This window comes from Acidovorax sp. GW835-FHT14B10 (assembly GCF_058793725.1).
Map to the genome: position 1 here is coordinate 1 of NZ_JBXAGC010000018.1, position 14,210 is coordinate 14,210.

General features: G+C 65.5%; 13 protein-coding genes and 1 pseudogene. 8 read left to right on the plus strand and 6 right to left on the minus strand.

All coding sequences use genetic code 11. From position 1 onward, the window contains the following. Positions 1-168: pseudogene (locus AC1Q5S_RS14535) on the minus strand (succinate-semialdehyde dehydrogenase (NADP(+))); the annotation flags it as partial. 152 nt (positions 169-320) lie between these two features. Here AC1Q5S_RS14535 and AC1Q5S_RS14540 point away from each other — a divergent pair. The 3 genes from AC1Q5S_RS14540 to AC1Q5S_RS14550 all read left to right on the plus strand — a co-directional run bounded on the left by AC1Q5S_RS14540 (position 321) and on the right by AC1Q5S_RS14550 (position 6,589). Then, entirely contained in the window at positions 321-608 is a 288-nt protein-coding gene (locus AC1Q5S_RS14540; protein ID WP_492239018.1) for a PepSY domain-containing protein, read from the plus strand. Positions 609-906: 298 nt separating this feature from the next. Beyond that, positions 907-3,528, plus strand: coding sequence for an alanine--tRNA ligase (gene alaS / locus AC1Q5S_RS14545; RefSeq protein WP_492239019.1), 2,622 nt, complete (start codon positions 907-909; stop codon positions 3,526-3,528). Between the two features lie 139 nt (positions 3,529-3,667). Then, entirely contained in the window at positions 3,668-6,589 is a 2,922-nt protein-coding gene (locus tag AC1Q5S_RS14550) for an HD domain-containing phosphohydrolase (protein ID WP_492239020.1), read from the plus strand. 107 nt (positions 6,590-6,696) lie between these two features. Here the strand turns inward: AC1Q5S_RS14550 and AC1Q5S_RS14555 are convergent, their stop codons facing one another. From AC1Q5S_RS14555 to AC1Q5S_RS14575, 5 genes are all read right to left on the minus strand, one after another. Next, the gene (locus tag AC1Q5S_RS14555; RefSeq protein ID WP_422204984.1) at positions 6,697-6,915 is read right to left on the minus strand and encodes a hypothetical protein; all 219 of its coding nucleotides are present in this window, start codon (positions 6,913-6,915) and stop codon (positions 6,697-6,699) included. Positions 6,916-7,040: 125 nt separating this feature from the next. Further along, a complete protein-coding gene (trmB, locus tag AC1Q5S_RS14560) occupies positions 7,041-7,799 on the minus strand; it encodes a tRNA (guanosine(46)-N7)-methyltransferase TrmB (RefSeq protein ID WP_303836978.1) in 759 nt (252 codons plus the stop codon). Further along, positions 7,796-8,788: a tRNA glutamyl-Q(34) synthetase GluQRS gene (gene gluQRS, locus AC1Q5S_RS14565; protein WP_303836980.1), complete on the minus strand. Its 993-nt coding sequence runs from the start codon at positions 8,786-8,788 to the stop codon at positions 7,796-7,798. The genes trmB and gluQRS overlap by 4 nt, the downstream gene beginning before the upstream one ends. Beyond that, entirely contained in the window at positions 8,785-9,927 is a 1,143-nt protein-coding gene (locus tag AC1Q5S_RS14570) for an NAD(P)/FAD-dependent oxidoreductase (RefSeq protein WP_303836982.1), read from the minus strand. Before AC1Q5S_RS14570 ends, gluQRS begins: the two co-directional genes overlap by 4 nt. A 75-nt stretch (positions 9,928-10,002) precedes the next feature. Continuing rightward, the gene (locus AC1Q5S_RS14575) at positions 10,003-10,941 is read right to left on the minus strand and encodes a LysR family transcriptional regulator (protein ID WP_303836984.1); all 939 of its coding nucleotides are present in this window, start codon (positions 10,939-10,941) and stop codon (positions 10,003-10,005) included. A 105-nt stretch (positions 10,942-11,046) separates the two neighbouring features. On the opposite strand from AC1Q5S_RS14575, the gene AC1Q5S_RS14580 reads away from it, so the two are divergent. The 5 genes from AC1Q5S_RS14580 (at position 11,047) to AC1Q5S_RS14600 (ending at position 14,198) form a co-directional block, all read left to right on the plus strand. Beyond that, positions 11,047-11,748 carry a pirin family protein gene (locus AC1Q5S_RS14580; RefSeq protein ID WP_303836985.1) on the plus strand — a complete coding sequence of 234 codons (702 nt, stop codon included), beginning with the start codon at positions 11,047-11,049 and terminating at the stop codon, positions 11,746-11,748. Between the two features lie 42 nt (positions 11,749-11,790). Further along, a complete protein-coding gene (locus AC1Q5S_RS14585) occupies positions 11,791-12,204 on the plus strand; it encodes a DoxX family protein (RefSeq protein ID WP_303836986.1) in 414 nt (137 codons plus the stop codon). A gap of 79 nt (positions 12,205-12,283) precedes the next feature. Beyond that, complete coding sequence (locus AC1Q5S_RS14590) at positions 12,284-12,838, plus strand: flavodoxin family protein (protein WP_492239021.1); 555 nt, start codon at positions 12,284-12,286, stop codon at positions 12,836-12,838. Positions 12,839-12,864: 26 nt separating this feature from the next. After that, positions 12,865-13,272 (plus strand): OsmC family protein, encoded by a 408-nt coding sequence (locus AC1Q5S_RS14595; RefSeq protein ID WP_303836990.1) that lies wholly within the window; start codon positions 12,865-12,867, stop codon positions 13,270-13,272. Continuing rightward, complete coding sequence (locus tag AC1Q5S_RS14600) at positions 13,269-14,198, plus strand: pirin family protein (RefSeq protein ID WP_492239022.1); 930 nt, start codon at positions 13,269-13,271, stop codon at positions 14,196-14,198. Before AC1Q5S_RS14595 ends, AC1Q5S_RS14600 begins: the two co-directional genes overlap by 4 nt. Positions 14,199-14,210 lie beyond the last annotated feature (12 nt).

Genomic DNA, 14,210 nt, shown 5'->3' on the forward strand with positions numbered 1-14,210 from the left:
GGCATCCTGCGGGCCCAGGTTGGCCACGTCGGCGAGCTTGGCGCCCGTGGCCGGGTCGTGCACGGCAAAGCGGCTGGCGCCCGCCACCCACTGGCCATCGATCAGTGCGTCGGTCTTGAGCAGGCTGGGGTCGTTGAGCTGGGCAAGGGGAGAGGCTTTGGTGTCCATGGTTGTCTCGTGTGGGTGGGTAAAGGACAGAGCGTAGCACCCGGCAACAGCGGGCGCAGCGCAGGGTCAGGGCGTGGTGTGTTCAGGCGATCTTCAGGGGGCGTTTTCACAATGGCCTCCATGCCAATCCGGCATGCCAACAGGAGATCATCATGAAGACCCGTACCCTTTGCGCCGCAGCCGCTGCACTGCTGCTTGGCACATCGGCCTTTGCCGATTCGCCATCGTGCACCGTGACCCAGAAAGACACCCGGCTGACGCAGGCGCAAATGCTGCAAAAGCTGGTGGATGCCGGCTACTCGATCGAGCGTTTCGCCACCACCAAAGCCAACTGCTACAAGATGCACGGCTGGGACAAGGACGGCAACCGCGTCGAGATCGTCCACCATCCCGTGGACGGCCGCATCGTGAAACTCGAAATGACCTCCCGGCAGGGTTGACGCCGTGTTTCGGGGTGGGGGTTGGGCAGAAGGGGTGGGGATGGGCGTGCGTGAAACCCCCTAAAATCCCCTGTTCGCCTGCCGCTAGGGATGGCCTGCATAACCCTCGCGAGTCGGTGGTAGTGCGGATCGGGATGGGCCACAAGGCGTCTTTTCTTGCCAATAGCTCAGCTATTGGGAAGAAAAGCAACGCAGTGGACCGCCCGAGACCGCGCTATCACAGACCTCAGGGAGTTATGCAGGCCATCCCTGGCAGCGCAGGCCTGCCGCAGCATCTCTGTTCGTGAAGAAAAAGCCCATGACCCCCACTTTCACCGTTGCCGACATCCGCAAGACCTTTTTGGACTTTTTTGCCTCCAAGGGCCACACCGTCGTGGCATCGAGCCCGCTGGTGCCCGGCAACGACCCCACGCTGATGTTCACCAACTCGGGCATGGTGCAGTTCAAGGACGTGTTTCTGGGCACCGACAAGCGGCCCTACAACCGGGCGGTGTCCGTGCAGGCCTGTCTGCGTGCGGGCGGCAAGCACAACGACCTGGAAAACGTGGGCTACACCGCGCGCCACCACACGTTTTTCGAGATGCTGGGCAACTGGTCGTTTGGCGACTACTTCAAGCGCGAGTCGCTCAAGTGGGCCTGGGAACTGCTGACCGAGGTCTACAAGCTGCCCGCCGACCGCCTGCTGGCCACGGTGTACCAGGAGGACGACGAGGCCTACGACATCTGGACCAAGGAAATTGGCCTGCCACCCGAGCGCGTGATCCGCATCGGCGACAACAAGGGCGGCCGCTACAAGAGCGACAACTTCTGGATGATGGCCGACACCGGCCCCTGCGGCCCGTGCAGCGAAATCTTCTACGACCATGGTGACCACATCCCCGGCGGCCCTCCGGGCAGCCCCGATGAAGATGGCGACCGTTTCATCGAAATCTGGAACAACGTGTTCATGCAGTTCAACATGGACGAGACCGGCGCCGTCACCCCGCTGCCCGCCCCCTGCGTGGACACTGGCATGGGCCTGGAGCGCCTGGCCGCCATCCTGCAGCATGTGCACAGCAACTACGAGATCGACCTGTTCGACGCGCTGATCAAGGCCGCCGGCCGCGAAACCGGCGTGGCCGACCTGAACCACAAGAGCCTGCGCGTGATCGCCGACCACATCCGCGCCACCGCGTTCCTGGTGAGCGACGGCGTGATCCCCAGCAACGAAGGCCGTGGCTACGTGCAGCGCCGCATCGTGCGCCGCGCCATCCGCCACGGCTACAAGCTGGGCCAGAAGACGCCGTTCTTCCACAAGCTGGTGGCCGACCTGGTGCGCGTGATGGGCGATGCCTACCCCACGCTGCGTGCGCAGGAGCAGCGCATCACCGACGTGCTCAAGGCCGAGGAAGAGCGCTTCTTTGAAACGCTGGCCAATGGCATGGAAATCCTCGATGCAGCGCTGGACGGCGGCGCCAAGGTGCTGCCCGGCGACGTGGCCTTCAAGCTGCACGACACCTATGGTTTCCCGCTCGACCTGACCAACGACGTGTGCCGCGAGCGCGATGTGGAAGTGGACGAGGCTGGCTTCAAGAGCGCCATGGAAAAGCAGAAGGCCCAGGCCCGCGCCGCCGGCAAGTTCAAGATGGACAAGGCGCTGGAATACGCGGGTGCCGCCAACCAGTTCACCGGCTACGAGCACCTGGCGGAGACTGCGAAAATCGTAGCTATCTACGTCGATGGCACCAGCGCTGCAGCCCTGAAAGCCGGTCAAAACGGTGTGGTGGTGCTCGACACCACCCCGTTCTACGCCGAAAGCGGCGGCCAGGTGGGCGACGAAGGCGTCATCACCAGCGGCTCGGCCCGCTTTGCCGTGGGCGACACCCTCAAGATCAAGGCCGACGTGTTTGGCCACCACGGCATGCTCGAAGAGGGCACGCTGAACGTGGGCGACACGGTGCAGGCGCAGGTCAACACCGCCGTGCGCGCCGCCACCATGCGCAACCACTCGGTCACGCACCTCATGCACAAGGCCCTGCGCGAAGTGCTGGGCAGCCATGTGCAGCAAAAGGGCAGCCTGGTCAATGCCGACCGCACCCGTTTCGACTTTGCCCACAACGCCGCCGTGACCGATGCCGAGATCCGCGAGATCGAGCGCCGCGTGAACGAGGAAATCCTGGCCAACCAGCCCACGCAGGCCCGCGTGATGGACATCGAGTCCGCCCAGAAGACCGGCGCCATGATGCTGTTTGGCGAGAAGTACGGCGAGACCGTGCGCGTGCTCGACATCGGCACCAGCCGCGAACTGTGCGGCGGCACCCATGTGCAGCGCACGGGCGACATCGGCCTGTTCAAGGTGGTGGGCGAGGGCGGCGTGGCCGCAGGCGTGCGCCGCATCGAGGCCGTGACGGGCGCGAATGCGCTGGCTTACCTGCAGAACCTGGAAGACACGGTGAACCAGGCCGCCAGCACCCTGAAGGCTCCCGTGGCCGAGCTCAATGGCCGCATCGGCCAGGCGCTCGACCATGCGCGTGCGCTCGAAAAAGAAGTGGCGGCACTGAAGGGCAAGCTCGCTTCCAGCCAGGGCGACGAGCTGGTGACGCAGGCTGTCGATGTCAAGGGCCTCAAGGTGCTGGCCGCCGTATTGCCGGGTGCCGACGCCAAGACCTTGCGCGACACCATGGACAAGCTCAAGGACAAGCTCAAGACCGCCGCCATCGTGCTGGCGGCCGTCGACGGCGACAAGGTGCAGATCGCCGCGGGCGTGACGGCCGACAGCGTGGGCAAGGTCAAGGCGGGCGAGCTGGTGAACTTTGTGGCCCAGCAGGTGGGCGGCAAGGGCGGCGGCAAGCCCGACATGGCCATGGCCGGTGGCACCGATGCGTCGAAGCTGCCAGCAGCGCTGGCCTCGGTGACGGGCTGGGTGGTGCAACAGGTGTGATGGCCAGCGGCGGCGCCCGCTGACCCACGCCGCAGGGGAGAATGTGTAACTATTTGCGCGTAATATCAGGTGCATGGACTTTTATCGTGAAAGCACGTCCAGGCACGATTTACGCCACCAACCGCCTGCCTCTGATGGGATGAAGGCGTCGCTACCCTGGTGGAGACGCATCACGGTGCGGTTTGAGGTGCTGATTGCCTCGGTGGTGGTGCTGGCCATGCTGCTGCTGACGGCGCTGATGGCCTACCAGCTCAGCACCACTGCCAGCCATGTCATCATGGCTGCCTCGGTGGAAAGCGCACAGCGCATCAGTCAGCTCATCGGTGAGCGGGTGCACCGCATCGTGGGCCCTGCCGATGCCACCTTGCGGCTGCTGGCGTTTGACCCTGTCACCACGGCACCCAGGCTTGCTGCACGCGTGCACCGCCTGCCCGTGCTGGTGCGTTTGCTGGAGCAGAATCCGCTGTTATCGGCGGTATACGTGGGCTATTCCGATGGGCAGTTTCTGCTGGTGCGGCCGCTGCGCGATGCGGGCCTGCGCGAGAAGCTGGGCGCGCCACACCATGCCGCGTTTCTATTGCAGTCGATGGCGAAAGAGCAGGGCGGCGAGCCCCTGGTGGGCCGCTGGAGCTTTTATGACACCGAGCTGAAGCTGCTGGCTACGTCCATCCGCCCGGAGTATCACTACGACCCGCGCACGCGCCCTTGGTATACCGAGGCGGTGCAGACGAAAACCCAGATCCTCACCGCTCCCTATATCTTTTTCACGACGCAGGAAGTCGGCGTGACCCTGAGCCAGCCCAGCGAAGAAGGCCGTGCTGTGCTGGGGCTGGATGTGGCGCTGACCGATCTGGGCCGGGAGATCGGTGGATTGCGGCCCATGCCACGCACCGAAATTGCGGTGGTCAACAAAGACCATCGCGTGCTGGCCTATCCCGACATGTCCCGCGTATTGCAGCGCGATGGCGACAAGACCCGCTTGCGCCCCCTGAACGAACTGGGCGTGCCCAGCCTGATGGCCTTGCAAGAGCTGGATGTGCGACACGGCGAGTCTCGCCGCTTTGTGGCGCAGGGCGAAGAATGGCTAGGCCAGGTACAGCCGCTGCAATCCACGCGCTGGAACGACTTGCAGCTGCTGATGAGCATCCCCACCGCGGAGTTGCACTCAGACCTGAACCGGGATTTGCGCCACCAGGTGCTGTGGTCACTTGGGCTGTTGGCACTGCTGCTTCCCCTGGGATGGATGGCGGGGCGGCGCGTGGGGCGCTACATCAGCGGCCTGACGGCCCAGGCGCATTCGCTGGCCCGGTTTGATTTCCAGCGACCGCAGCGCCCGGCTTCCCCGGTGCGCGAGGTGCGCGATCTCGGGTTGGTCATGGACCGCATGTCCGACACCATCCAGGATTTTTTGCACATCACCCACCACATCAGTGCCGAGTCGCGCCTGGACGTGATGCTGTCGAGCGTGCTGTATAAGCTGGTGCAGGCGACCGGTTGCAGCGGCGGGGCGGTGTACATGGTGGACACCGAGCGCAACCGCCTGGTGCGCACAGCGCGCTATTGCGAAGACCCGCAGGACCAGGCGCGCTATCCGCACGAGCTTGGCATGGTTCATTTCATCCATTACGCGGACCGGCAGGCGGAAGATGATGATGCGGCGCCGGACGAACCTGATGTGCCGGCGCAGCAGGTGCTGCGCGTGCAACTGCACACGCGGGACCGCAAACCCCTGGGACTGCTGGTGCTGCGCCATGCGCAGGACCAGCGCAGGGATGGTGGCAACTTTCGTGCGTTTGTGGAAAAACTCTCGGGCACCTTGTCGGTGGCCATTGAAACGCGCCACCTCATCGAGGGCCAGCGTGAGCTGTTTGATGCCATCATCCTGGTGCTGGCCCATACGATCGACACCAAGAGTCACTACACCGGTGGCCACTGTGAGCGGGTGCCCCAGTTGGCCGAGGCCTTGATGCAGCGCATTTGCGATGCCCAGGAAGGGCCTTTTGCAGAATTCTCGATGACCGAGGCCGAGTTGTACGAGTTCCGCCTGGGGGCATGGTTGCACGATGTTGGCAAGGTCACCAGCCCAGAGCACATCATCGACAAGGCCACCAAGCTGGAGACGATCTACAACCGCATCCACGAAGTGCGCATGCGCTTCGAGGTGTTGTGGAGGGATGCCGAGCTGGACTATTGGCAGCAGTGTGCGGCTGGTGCGGACACGGTGCAGCTGCAGGCCGAACTGCTGCGCAAGCACGCGCAGTTGCAGGAGGATTTTGCCTTTGTGGCGCGCAGCAATGTCGGTGGCGAGTTTATGGCCGATGCCGATGTGCAGCGCCTGCAAGCCATAGGCAGCCAAATGTGGCAAAGGCATTTTGATGACCGCACAGGGTTGTCTCAGGCAGAAGCCGCCCGGCTCTCCCATGTGCCACAGCGCACCCTGCCCGCCACCGAATTTCTGCTGGCCGACCGGCCCGAACACATCGTGCCCTGGGGCGCGCGCCGCCCACCGGTGGAAGCCGGCAATCCGGCCAACCAATGGGGCTTTGACATGGTGCTGCCACCCCAGGAAGTGCACCTGGGAGAGCTGCACAATCTTGCAATTCGGCGCGGCACGCTCACGGCCGAAGACCGCTTCAAGATCAACGACCACATTGTGCAGACCATCATCATGCTCCGCGGCCTGCCGTTTCCGCCGCACCTGGCGCGCGTGCCGGCCATTGCGGGTTCTCACCACGAAAAGCTCGATGGCACGGGCTATCCGCGTCGCCTCAAAGGCGATGAGCTCACGCTGGCCGACCGGGTCATGACCCTGGCCGATATCTTTGAGGCCCTGACTGCTTCCGACCGGCCTTACAAGCCACCCAAGACGCTTTCTGAGTCTTTGGCCATCATGGCCGGCATGGTGCGCAACCAGCATATCGACGCGCAGGTGTTCAGCATTTTTCTGCGCGGCGGCGTGTGGCGGGACTATGCCGAGCGATTCTTGCCGGTGGCCCAGCGCGATGCGGTGGACCTGGATGCCATCGAGCGCCTTTTGACGGTGGAGCCGTCCGACGGATAGCTGAGCTGCCGCTGATCAGAACTGCTCGACGTCGTCGTTGGCCACCTTGGGCGTCAGCGGGCCACTGGCCACGAGGTCGTCATGAAAGCAGATCTGGTTGCGTCCAGTCACACGCGGCGGGGCATGCAGGTGCCAGGGTTGCGGGAGAACTGCTCGTCAACGGTCTTGCGGTTGAGCAGCCCCGTGAGCGCATCGCGCCCTCTGTAGTCCAGCAGGCTCTGGTCGTTCTGGCAGGCATGAAAGATGCTCTGGATCACACCCCGCTTGTGCGCAGAAAAAGGCCGCGACCGGGTGATCTCCAGGCAGGTGCTGGCCTTGTCGTGCATACACAACAGCGTGTAGTGTCCTTTTTGCAAGCTGGCCGTGGCCCGGCGGATCTGGTGTTTTTTGACCCACTGGAACCGGGCCCGGGAGTGTTGCAGGGGCTCGTGGTGCGGGTGGGGGCAGGCACTCAGTGGCGTCGCACGAAGACCACGTCCCAGACGCCGTGCCCCAGCCGCAGGCCACGGTTTTCGAACTTGGTCAGGGGGCGGTATTCGGGTTGCGGTGCGAAGCCCTGGGCGGTGTTGGCGAGCAGCGGCTCTGCGCCCAGGACCTGCAGCATCTGCTCGGCATAGGGTTGCCAGTCGGTGGCGCAGTGCAGGTAGCCGCCGGGCTTGAGGCGCGCGGCCAGCTTGGCAACCAGCGGTGCCTGGATCAGGCGGCGCTTGTTGTGCTTTTTCTTGTGCCAGGGATCGGGAAAGAAGATATGGATGCCGTCCAGGCACGCGGGCGCGAGCATGTGGTCGATCACCTCGACGGCGTCATGCTGCAGGATGCGGATGTTGGTCAGGCCCTGTTCGCCGATGCGCTTGAGCAGGGCGCCAACACCGGGCTCGTGCACTTCGCAGCACAGGAAATTGTCGTTCGGGCGCACGCGGGCGATATGGGCCGTGGCCTCGCCCATGCCAAAGCCGATTTCGAGCACCAGCGGGGCGCTGCGGCCAAAAGCGGCATCGGCGTCGAGCGGCGCCGCGGTGTAGGGCAGTACAAAGCGCGGCCCCAGGTCTTCAAAGGCCTTGGCCTGGCCCGTGGTGGTGCGGCCCGCACGGCGTACAAAGCTCTTGATGGTTTTGGGGTAGGCCACGCCGGCAGGCGGTGTGCCGACGGTCGCATCGGCTGCAGTGGCTGCAGGGTGCGCGGGGGCTGGGGCAAGGGTGGGATCGGTCACGGTGGTCGATTGTAGTTTCGCGCCCAGGCGTTGACCCACATCTCCAGGGCCTGCGGCAGTGATTTTTGCTGCGACAGCGCCGGCAGACCCAGCACCTCGGCGGCTTCGCCCAGGGCCTGCAAGGGGTCGCGAAGATCGAGCGCTGCAGCGCCGTTTTGCTTGGAAAGCTTTTCTCCGTTGGCGCCGCAGACCAGCGGGGTGTGCAGGTAGCGCGGCGTGGCAACACCCAGCGCCTGCTGCAGCAGGATCTGGCGCGGCGTGTTGTCGGCCAGGTCTTCACCGCGCACCACATGGGTGATGTGCTGGGCCGCATCGTCCACCACCACGGCCAGCTGGTAGGCCCACAGACCGTCGGCGCGGCGCAGCACCAAGTCGCCGACCGCCCTGGCCACCTGTTGTGACTGCGGGCCGAGGCGGCGGTCCGTCCAATGCACCGTGTCATTTGCTATTGAAAATAGAGCTGTGTGTGCTTTATCTACGGGTTCGAGCGGCTGATTTTTCAGGAAATCCGTGGCGTTGAAACGCCAGGATCGCGCGGGCCGCCCGCGCAGGCCATGGCGGCAGGTGCCGGGGTAGGGCAAGGCGGCATGGCGCGCGCGGCCATGGCCTTGCGCCGCGTGGGCGTCTTCGATGTCCTTGCGCGAGCAGGCGCAGGGGTAGGCATGGCCTTGCACGATGAGCTGGTCCAGCGCCTGCTGGTACAGCGCGCTGCGGGCCGATTGCCACACCGGCGGTTCATCGGGGATCAGCCCGCAGGTGGCCAGCTGCTGCAGAATGAGCTCTGCGGCGCCAGGAATGCAGCGCGGTGCGTCCACGTCCTCGATGCGCACCAGCCAGCGCCCGCCTTTGCCGCCATTCCAGGCGCGCGCATCCAGCCAGCTGGCCAGCGCAGCCACCAAGGAGCCCGCATGCAGCGGGCCGGTGGGCGAGGGGGCAAAGCGGCCCTGGTAGGTGCTGGTCTGCCGCTGGGCCCCTTCGCCGTGCGTCATGCCACGGCGAGTGCCAGCTCCAGACCGGACACAAAGGCATCTTCCAGGCGGTGGCCCAGGCACCAGTCGCCGCAGGCACCCAGGGCCAGGCGGGTATCCCACAGGTGGCTCTGGCCCAGGGGCTGGGTGGTTTGCGCATAGCGCCAGCGGCGCGTGTCGGCATGGGTGGGTTGTGCACGGATGCCGGTCACCTCGGCAAACGCCTTGAGCAGCTTCGATTGCACGCGCTCCGCATCGTCTTCAAGGTGTTCTGCCGACCAGGCCGGACTGGCTTGCACCGTCCAGCGCTCGACGGTGGTGCGGCCGGGTTTGGACGACTCGCGTGCCAGCCAAGAAATGCGGTGGTGGGTGCTGCGCGCGGCGTTCCACTGCGGGCCCAGGGTGGTCAGGCCCGGGCGCACGGCCTGTGGGTAGGCGAGCATCAATGTCCAGCAGGGGGCGGTGTGCACGCTGGAAAGGGCGGCCGTCAGAGGGGTGTCCAGAGCTGAAGCCGCCAGCAGCGCCTGGGCGGGCGTGGCGGGCTGGGCCAGCAGCACCGCATCGAAGCCGGCGTAGACATGCTGTGCGCCGCCGGATCCTTCGGTGCGCAGCTGCCAGTGGGCGTTGTTGAGGGGGTCGCGTTCGATGCTGCTCACGCGGGTGTCGGTGACGAGCTGGCCGGCCTGCACTAGCGGGGCAGCCCAGGTGGTGACGAGGGCGTTCATGCCCGGGCTGGCCACCCAGTGCGGTTCGCGGGTGGGCAGGCCCGCAGCTGCCACGCGGCCTGCCGCGTCGAGCACGCGCACGGCGTTGGCGCTCCAGGGGCGGCACAGGCCGGGCACGGTGTCGATCGCCTGGGCGAAGCGCGGGTCCCGCACGGTGAAATATTGCGCGCCCGCATCGAAGCTGCCGAACGGTGAATCGATGGTGGTGGTGCGCCCGCCGGCCCGGGGCGATTTTTCGAAAATGGTGACCTGGTGGCCCGCTTGCACCAGCGTGCGCGCGCAGGCCACGCCCGCCATGCCGGCGCCAATGATGGCGAAATGGCGCGGCGCCTTTGCCGCCTTCACGGCCTTGCCGGATGGGCGTTGTGCGGGTGCTGATGCCAGGGTGCCGGGGCGTCGGGGCCGTTTGGCGGGGCGGGAAACGGGTGAAGTCATGGAAGGCCTTTCGAAGACGGTCGGCTACAGAAATATGACAAGGGCCACTCTACACGCCCGGCGCGGGGTCGGGCATCAGAAATGGTGGTGGTTTTCCAGCAGGGCCCTGCGCGTGGCCGGGCTTTGCAGCTGGTTCAGCCACCACTGCAGTGCCCGCCCGGGCGCCGTGAAGCCAGGCCCACCCCATGCATAGTGGATGCGCATGTTGCGCTCCGGGCGGGCCACGCGGCGCACCACCAGGTGGCCGGCTTCCAGGTAGGGGCGCACCATGGGTTCGGGCAAAAAACCGCCGCCCAGGCCGCGCAACTGCGCCTGCACCTTGGCCTGCATGGTGTCCACCGTGAGCACGTCCTGCCCGCCCAGCAGGCCCATGGTGGCACCACCGCGCCGCGCAGAGTCAGCCACGGCCACGGCACGGTGCTGCAGCAAGGTGGCGTCGGTGATGGGTTCGGGCACCGAGGCCAGCGGGTGGTGGGGCGCCACCACGTAAATGAACAAAAGCTCGCCCAGCAGCCCCTGCTGCAGGCCGGCCACGTTGGAGCCCTCAACCGAGACGCCGATGGCCAGGTCGGCATGGCCCGATGTCAGTGCTTCCAGGGTGCCGGTCATGATGCCGTCGCGCAGCTTCAGGTGCGTGGGCGGGGCCATGGCGTAGAACGCATCCACGAGCTCCAGCAGGGTGTGGGGCGAGACCACGCCGTCCACGGCAATCGTGAACTGGGGTTCCCAGCCCGTGGCCACGCGGCGCACGCGGTTGGCCACGGCATCGATCTCGCGCAGCAGCCGTGCGCCCTCGCGCAGCAGTTCGGCGCCGGCCTCGGTGGGCCGCGCCTGGCGGGCCGTCCGGTCAAAGAGCAGTACATCCAGGGCGTCCTCGATCTGGCGCACCCGGTAGGTCAGCGCGCTGGGGACCAGGCCCAGGTGCCGGGCCGCTGCAGCAAAGCTGCCGGTTTCCGAAATCACCTGTAGCATCGCGAGGCTGTCCGGCGTGAGAACATCGTAGGGGTGGGGCATGGTGTGGAAATGTTAGTTCAGATATTTTGAATGATTCCGACAATCCTGCAGGCCCTGCGATGGCGGCCCGCCCAATACAGTGGAGTCTTGAAAGGAGCAATCACCATGCTGACTGTTCGTAAATCGCAAGACCGGGGCCACGCCGACCATGGCTGGCTCCATTCCTTCCACAGTTTCTCGTTTGCGGGTTACCACGATCCCCGCCACATGGGCTTTGGCAATCTGCGCGTCATCAATGAAGACCGCATTGCGCCCGGCACCGGCTTTGGTACCCACAGCCACCGTGACATGGAAATCATCAGCTATGTGCTGTCGGGCGAACTGGCCCACAAGGACAGCATGGGCAACGTGAAGGGTATCCCCCCGGGCGATGTCCAACGCATGAGCGCCGGCACCGGCGTGACGCACAGCGAGTTCAACCATGCTGCCGGCCAGACCACGCATTTCCTGCAGATCTGGATCCTGCCCAACGTGCGGGGCATTGCACCCAGCTACGAGCAAAAGACTTTTGCCGAAACTGAAAAGCGGGGTGTGCTGCGGCTGGTGGCATCTCCCGATGGTGCGCAGGATTCGGTCGTGGTGCATGCGGATGCCGCGCTGTATGCCGGACTGCTGGATGGCACGGAGGCCGTCACCCAGCCCCTGAACCCGGCGCGCAAGACCTATGTGCACCTGGTGCGCGGTGCGCTGCGTGTCAATGGCCAGCCATTGGCCGGCGGCGATGCCGCGCTGCTTGAAAACGAGTCCTCCTTGGCGTTGACCGATGGCCACGGCGCCGAGGTGTTGGTATTTGATCTGGTCGCTTGAGTTTTTTGGGTCTTTTTTCTTTCATTTTTTCAGGAGTCCACCATGCTTTCTTCTCTGCAAAATCCCCTGGCCCTTGTGTCTCGCCTGCTGTTCGCCGTGCTGTTTCTTCCCGCAGGCATTGGCAAGCTCACCGGTTTTGCCGGCACGGTGGGCTATATCTCTTCGGTGGGGCTGCCCATGCCCACCGTGGCGGCGGCTGTTGCTGCTGCGGTCGAGGTGGTGGGCAGCCTGGCGCTGATTGTGGGCTTTGGCACACGCTTTGCCGCGCTGGTGCTGGCCTTCTTCACGCTGGTGGCCAGCTTCTTCTTTCACCCCTACTGGTCGGTGCCGGCCGATCAGCTGATGATCACGCAATTGCTGTTCTTCAAGAACATCGCCGTGGTGGGTGGTTTGCTGGCGCTGACGGCCTTTGGGGCTGGCGCCTGGAGTGTTGACGGCCAGCGCGAAGCCCGCTGAACCTGGATGAGCTGGCTCCCGTCCCGTTGGGCGGGCGGGGGCCAGCGTTCTTGTTTCCATGCAGAAAGTGCCACCCTCCATGTCCCTGATTGCAGTGGTTTATCACTCGGGCTATGGCCACACCCAGCGCCTGGCGCAGGCCGTGGCCGACGGCGCCGATGCCCAGCTCATCGCGATTGATGCCGACGGCAACCTGCCCGAGGGCGGCTGGGACACCCTGCTGGCCGCCCAGGCCATCATCCTGGGTTCGCCGACCTACATGGCGGGCCCCAGCTGGCAGTTCAAGAAGTTTGCGGATGCCTCGTCCAGGCCCTGGTACAACCAGGCATGGAAAGACAAGCTGTTTGCGGGCTTCACCAACAGCGCCAGCCCCAGTGGCGACAAGCAGATCACGCTGGACTATCTGTTCCATCTGGCCATGCAGCACGGTGGCCTGTGGGTGGGCGCGGGGACCCTGCCCGCCAACGCGAAAGCGGCCACGCGCAGCAACGTGAACTGGCTGGGTGCGTTCAGCGGAGCCATGGCGCAGTCGCCCTCCGATGCCTCTGCGGCCGAGATGTTTGCCGGCGACCTGGAAACCGGCCGGCTGCTGGGCCAGCGCGTGGCAGCGGTTGCGGCGCAGCTTGGTTCCTGATTCACTGAACCCCTTTGGAGTCCGAAATGGCTATTGAGCTCAATCGCATCACATCCACGCCCATGGCGCAGACACTCACCATCCGCAGCCACGCGCTGGTGGTCGATGGCACTGCCGAAGAGGGCGGAAACGACACCGGCCCCAATCCGCACGACCTGTATGACGCGGCGCTGGGTTCGTGCAAGGCCCTTACCGTGCTCTGGTATGCGCGCCGCAAGGGCATCCCAGTGACCGACGTGCGCACGGTGATCGAGCGCGACGCGTCGGCCGAACGCGCGGGCACCTACCGCCTTGCCGCCCGCCTGCAGATCAGCGGGGATCTCAGCGACGCCCAGTTGCAGGAGTTGCAGGCCGTGGCGCACAAATGCCCGGTGCACAAGCTCATGACGGCCGTCACCACCGAAATCACCACCACCGTGGAGCGCTTGGAATGAGCGGCGAGCCCTTCTTGCGCCTGAAGGGGCACGACAAGGATCTGGGCGGCGGCTTCACCGTGCGCCGCCTGCTGCCTTCGCTGCAGCGCAGGGCCGTAGGGCCTTTTCTGTTCTTTGACCACTTTGGTCCCGTTACGGTACACCCGCGGGACGAGTACGACGTGCGCCCGCATCCGCACATCGGCCTGGCCACGGTGACGTATCTGTTCGAGGGCGCGATGGTGCACCGCGACAGCCTGGGTTCCCTGCAGCAGATCGAGCCCGGCGCCATCAACTGGATGACCTCGGGGCGTGGCATCGTGCATTCCGAGCGCCGCCCCGAAACCCTGGCCGGTCGCGACTACGTGAACCATGGCGTGCAGCTGTGGGCCGCGCTGCCGCGTGAGCACGAGGAGGCGGCGCCCGCCTTTGTGCACACGCCCGCCGAGGCCATCCCCGAGGTGCGCGTGGGCGATGCCGTGGTGCGTGTGCTCATTGGCACTGCTTTTGGGCAGACCTCCCCCGTGGCCACCTTCGCCCCCACGCTGTACCTGGACGTGCAATTGCCCGCCGGCGCCGCTCTGGATCTGCCCGCGCTGGCCCCCGAAATGGCGATCTACTGCGTGAACGCCGACCTGTTGCTCGACGGCGAGGCCGCACCCCTGCCGGCGCTCACCCTGGGCGTGCTGCCCCAGGGGCAGGGCACCACGGTGCGCTGCCCGGCAGACACCGTGACCAGCCCGCCCAACCACGCAGGTGCTGGTGCGCGCATCGTGGTGATCGGTGGTGCACCGCTGGATGGGCCACGCCACATGTGGTGGAATTTTGTCTCCAGCCGCAAGGAGCGCATCGTGCAGGCGGCGCAGGACTGGGAAGACCAGTCCATGGGCAAGGTGCCGGGCGAGGTGGAATGGATTCCGTTGCCCGAGCGCCGTTTCAAACCGTGATGCGGTGGCCTG

What these genes read in the sequence shown, in the direction of transcription:
- AC1Q5S_RS14540 (WP_492239018.1), top strand. Translation starts at nt 321, where the DNA reads ATGAAGACCCGTACCCTTTGCGCCGCAGCCGCTGCACTGCTGCTTGGC.
- alaS (WP_492239019.1), top strand. Translation starts at nt 907, where the DNA reads ATGACCCCCACTTTCACCGTTGCCGACATCCGCAAGACCTTTTTGGAC.
- AC1Q5S_RS14550 (WP_492239020.1), top strand. Translation starts at nt 3,668, where the DNA reads ATGAAGGCGTCGCTACCCTGGTGGAGACGCATCACGGTGCGGTTTGAG.
- AC1Q5S_RS14555 (WP_422204984.1), bottom strand. Translation starts at nt 6,915, where the DNA reads ATGCACGACAAGGCCAGCACCTGCCTGGAGATCACCCGGTCGCGGCCT.
- gluQRS (WP_303836980.1), bottom strand. Translation starts at nt 8,788, where the DNA reads ATGACGCACGGCGAAGGGGCCCAGCGGCAGACCAGCACCTACCAGGGC.
- AC1Q5S_RS14570 (WP_303836982.1), bottom strand. Translation starts at nt 9,927, where the DNA reads ATGACTTCACCCGTTTCCCGCCCCGCCAAACGGCCCCGACGCCCCGGC.
- AC1Q5S_RS14575 (WP_303836984.1), bottom strand. Translation starts at nt 10,941, where the DNA reads ATGCCCCACCCCTACGATGTTCTCACGCCGGACAGCCTCGCGATGCTA.
- AC1Q5S_RS14580 (WP_303836985.1), top strand. Translation starts at nt 11,047, where the DNA reads ATGCTGACTGTTCGTAAATCGCAAGACCGGGGCCACGCCGACCATGGC.
- AC1Q5S_RS14585 (WP_303836986.1), top strand. Translation starts at nt 11,791, where the DNA reads ATGCTTTCTTCTCTGCAAAATCCCCTGGCCCTTGTGTCTCGCCTGCTG.
- AC1Q5S_RS14590 (WP_492239021.1), top strand. Translation starts at nt 12,284, where the DNA reads ATGTCCCTGATTGCAGTGGTTTATCACTCGGGCTATGGCCACACCCAG.
- AC1Q5S_RS14595 (WP_303836990.1), top strand. Translation starts at nt 12,865, where the DNA reads ATGGCTATTGAGCTCAATCGCATCACATCCACGCCCATGGCGCAGACA.
- AC1Q5S_RS14600 (WP_492239022.1), top strand. Translation starts at nt 13,269, where the DNA reads ATGAGCGGCGAGCCCTTCTTGCGCCTGAAGGGGCACGACAAGGATCTG.